Source organism: Kitasatospora sp. NPDC047058 (genome assembly GCF_040643935.1).
GTDB lineage: Bacteria > Actinomycetota > Actinomycetes > Streptomycetales > Streptomycetaceae > Kitasatospora.
Genome location: NZ_JBEYVJ010000669.1, coordinates 1 through 2,699, shown reverse-complemented (window position 1 = coordinate 2,699; position 2,699 = coordinate 1). Strand labels below are relative to the sequence as shown.

Below are 2,699 nucleotides of genomic sequence, written 5' to 3'. Positions count from 1 at the left end.
GGTCTGCCGCTGGGCTCGGTGGGCCGGTCAGTGGCGGGTCACGCGTCGTGCCCGGTCGTCCTGGTGCGTGCCGGTGCGGCAGAGGCCGGAGCGCGGGGGGAGGTGGTCGTGGGCGTCGACGCGGATGACCTGGCCGACCCGGTGCTCGACTTCGCGCTGCGCGCGGCGCGGACCAGGCACGCGGCACTCCGGGTCGTCCACGCCTGGACGCCGCCGAGGCGGTGGTGGGAGCTGCCCGATGTGGAGCGGGCGGAGTTCGCGGTCCGTGAGCTGCGGGGGCTGGACGAGGCACTACACCGCCGGCGGACCGACGTGAAGATGATCAAGGACATCCGGCGATCCGGTGCCGCGGACGCGCTGCTGAACGCGGCCCGGTCCGCCGGCCTGCTCGTCGTCGGCCGGACCGGCCGGGGGCTCGGGCCGGTCGCCCACGCGGTGATCGGTCGTGCGCCGTGCCCGGTGGCGGTCGTTCCGCACGGCTGATCCGGCGGTGGGGGAGGGCAAGGCCGACCGCCGTGGACTGCACCGGACGGCCCAACCGCGGCTCCCGGTTCCAGCCGCACAGGGGCGGTGGTGCGCTTCGGTGTCGCCCGGGCGCTCCGTGGCGAAGGTCGCCGTTCCGGCGGAATCTGGGTGGGGAACCGGAACCGGCGCCACCGGTCGGTTCCGCCATCCAGGGATCCGGGGAGCGACCGGCACACAGGACGCGTGGTCGCGCTCGTCCGGACGCCACCCGTGGACACCGCCGAGGCGAGGAGCCACCGCCATGACCGACCGTCCCGATCCGGACGCGAATCCACCGGCCGCCCCTGGCGAGATCGCCCGCCGGGTCATCGAGCGCCGCGACCAAATCGGCCTGAGCGAGCACATGCTCGCCCACGAGGCGGCCATGGCGCCGGCCTACCTGCGGCATCTGCTGGCAGTCGGCCCGGAGTTCGACCCGCCCGGATTCGTCAGGATCGCGGCGGCGCTCCGGATGACCTGGACGGAGCTGCTGCAAGGCCGCACGGACGCTCCGCCGGGCCAGTCGGCGCCCGGCCCGCGCCCGCTGCTGGCCCACCTCAGCGCGCCCGAGTGCTGGGATCTGATCGGCACGCACGGCATCGGCCGGATCGCCCTGCCCGTCGAGCCCGGACCGGCCGTCTTCCCGGTCAACTACGCCGTGGACGGGGGAACGATCGTCTACCGGACGTCCCCCCGGGGTGCTGCGGCCCCTGCCGACGGATCGCCGGTCTCGTTCCAGATCGACCACATCGACGAGCACCGGAGCCACGGCTGGAGCGTCCTCATCGTCGGCGAGGCCCACCACGTCGACGACCCCGACGAGGAACAGCGGCTCTCCGCGCTGCCCGGTGCCACCCCGTGGGCCGGCGGCTCCCGTCCACTGTGGGTGCGGGTCGGGGTGGAAAGGATCACCGGCCGCCGGATCGGCACCGGGTGACGGCCGGACAGGTACGGGGCGGCCGCCCGCCCGTCGTCCCCGGGGGCGTGGTCAGGGACCGGCCTCGCGCAAGGCGCTGCGGGAGACCGGGATGAGCAGGTCGAAGAGCCGCTGGACGACGTCACGCAGGAGGTCGTCGACGGTGAGCACGCCGACCGGGCGGCCGCCGTCGAGTACGGGGAGGCGCCGGACTCCGGTGCTGCGGAAGGTGCGGTAGGCGGTGTCGAGGTCGTCACCGGCGTCCACGGTGGTCACCGGCGCGGTCATGAGGTCGGCGACCGGCTGCGCCGGGTCCCGCCCGCGGGCGAGCCCGCGGAGCGTCAGGTCGCGGTCGGTGACGATGCCGTGCAGCCGGCCGTCCGCGGTCACGAGGACGCAGCCGACCGACTCCTGCTCCATCCGCCGGGCCGCTTCGAGCACCGTCGCGGTGAGGGCGACGGTGACGGGCGGTGCGGTCATCAGGTCCCCGGCCTTCATGACGTGCCGGCCCTCGCGGAGCCGTTGAGGCACGTCCTCACCTCGGGCGGGTCGTCGAGCGTGTTCTTCACCGTGCAGTGGCGGACGACCGCGAGCAGGGCGGATTCCCGCTCCAGGGGAAGACCGGGGACGGTGACGTCGACGGACACGGAAGCGATCCGGGCCGCGCGGTCGCGGGCCATGGTGTAGTCGGCGGTCACCCGGAGGCCGTCGCGGCTGAGGCCGTGCCGGTCGAGGTACCGGCCGGCGTAGTGGGCGGCACAGGACGCCAGAGCGGACGCGCACAGTTCGACGGGGGTCGGCGCGGCGTCGCCGCCGCCGTCCCCGGCGGGCTGGTCGACCGCCAGGACGTGGGACCGTACATCGATGGCGTACAGGTCGCCACCGACCGGATCGACTTCGACCCGCCCGGGCTCCAGGGCGCGCGGGCGTTCGACGGCGGCGGCCTGGCGAAGGAGTATCCCGGCCAGCACCCGGGCCTCGGCCGGGGTGAGCGTGGTCCGGACGGCGGCGGTGTCCTCCGGCTCGCACACGGTGTCGAGGACCACGTGGCCGGTGGTGTCCGGCAGGGCCTCCGGGGTGGAGCGGGACACGGCGACGGACCGCCCGTCGGCGGTGTGCATCAGCTGTCGGGTGGCGGTGAGGGAGTCGTCGGTCAGCACGGTCAGGCCTCCGGGTGCTCGGGGCCCGGCGCGACGGACCGGGCCTCTGCCCCCATCGGACCGCTGACCGGGGCCGGGCAGCAGGGCCGTTGGGCCCGCCGAAGGGTCCCATCGGCCGG

4 protein-coding genes are annotated in these 2,699 nt (G+C 75.2%); 2 read left to right on the top strand and 2 right to left on the bottom strand.

Annotated elements, in window-relative coordinates:
- Positions 1-108: 108 nt before the first annotated feature.
- Both ABZ885_RS39055 and ABZ885_RS39050 read left to right on the top strand, forming a co-directional pair.
- Positions 109-483: a universal stress protein gene (locus ABZ885_RS39055; protein ID WP_360199643.1), complete on the top strand. Its 375-nt coding sequence runs from the start codon at positions 109-111 to the stop codon at positions 481-483.
- Positions 484-766: 283 nt separating this feature from the next.
- On the top strand, positions 767-1,441 hold the full coding sequence (locus ABZ885_RS39050; RefSeq protein WP_360199641.1) for a pyridoxamine 5'-phosphate oxidase family protein: 675 nt from the start codon (positions 767-769) through the stop codon (positions 1,439-1,441).
- Positions 1,442-1,492: 51 nt separating this feature from the next.
- Here ABZ885_RS39050 and ABZ885_RS39045 read toward each other — a convergent pair whose 3' ends face one another.
- Both ABZ885_RS39045 and ABZ885_RS39040 read right to left on the bottom strand, forming a co-directional pair.
- The gene (locus ABZ885_RS39045; RefSeq protein ID WP_360199639.1) at positions 1,493-1,951 is read right to left on the bottom strand and encodes a CBS domain-containing protein; all 459 of its coding nucleotides are present in this window, start codon (positions 1,949-1,951) and stop codon (positions 1,493-1,495) included.
- Positions 1,915-2,580 carry an OsmC family protein gene (locus ABZ885_RS39040; RefSeq protein WP_360199637.1) on the bottom strand — a complete coding sequence of 222 codons (666 nt, stop codon included), beginning with the start codon at positions 2,578-2,580 and terminating at the stop codon, positions 1,915-1,917. Before ABZ885_RS39040 ends, ABZ885_RS39045 begins: the two co-directional genes overlap by 37 nt.
- Positions 2,581-2,699: the final 119 nt, after the last annotated feature.

Coding starts and splice junctions, on each gene's coding strand:
- ABZ885_RS39050 (WP_360199641.1), top strand. CDS start 767: ATGACCGACCGTCCCGATCCGGACGCGAATCCACCGGCCGCCCCTGGC.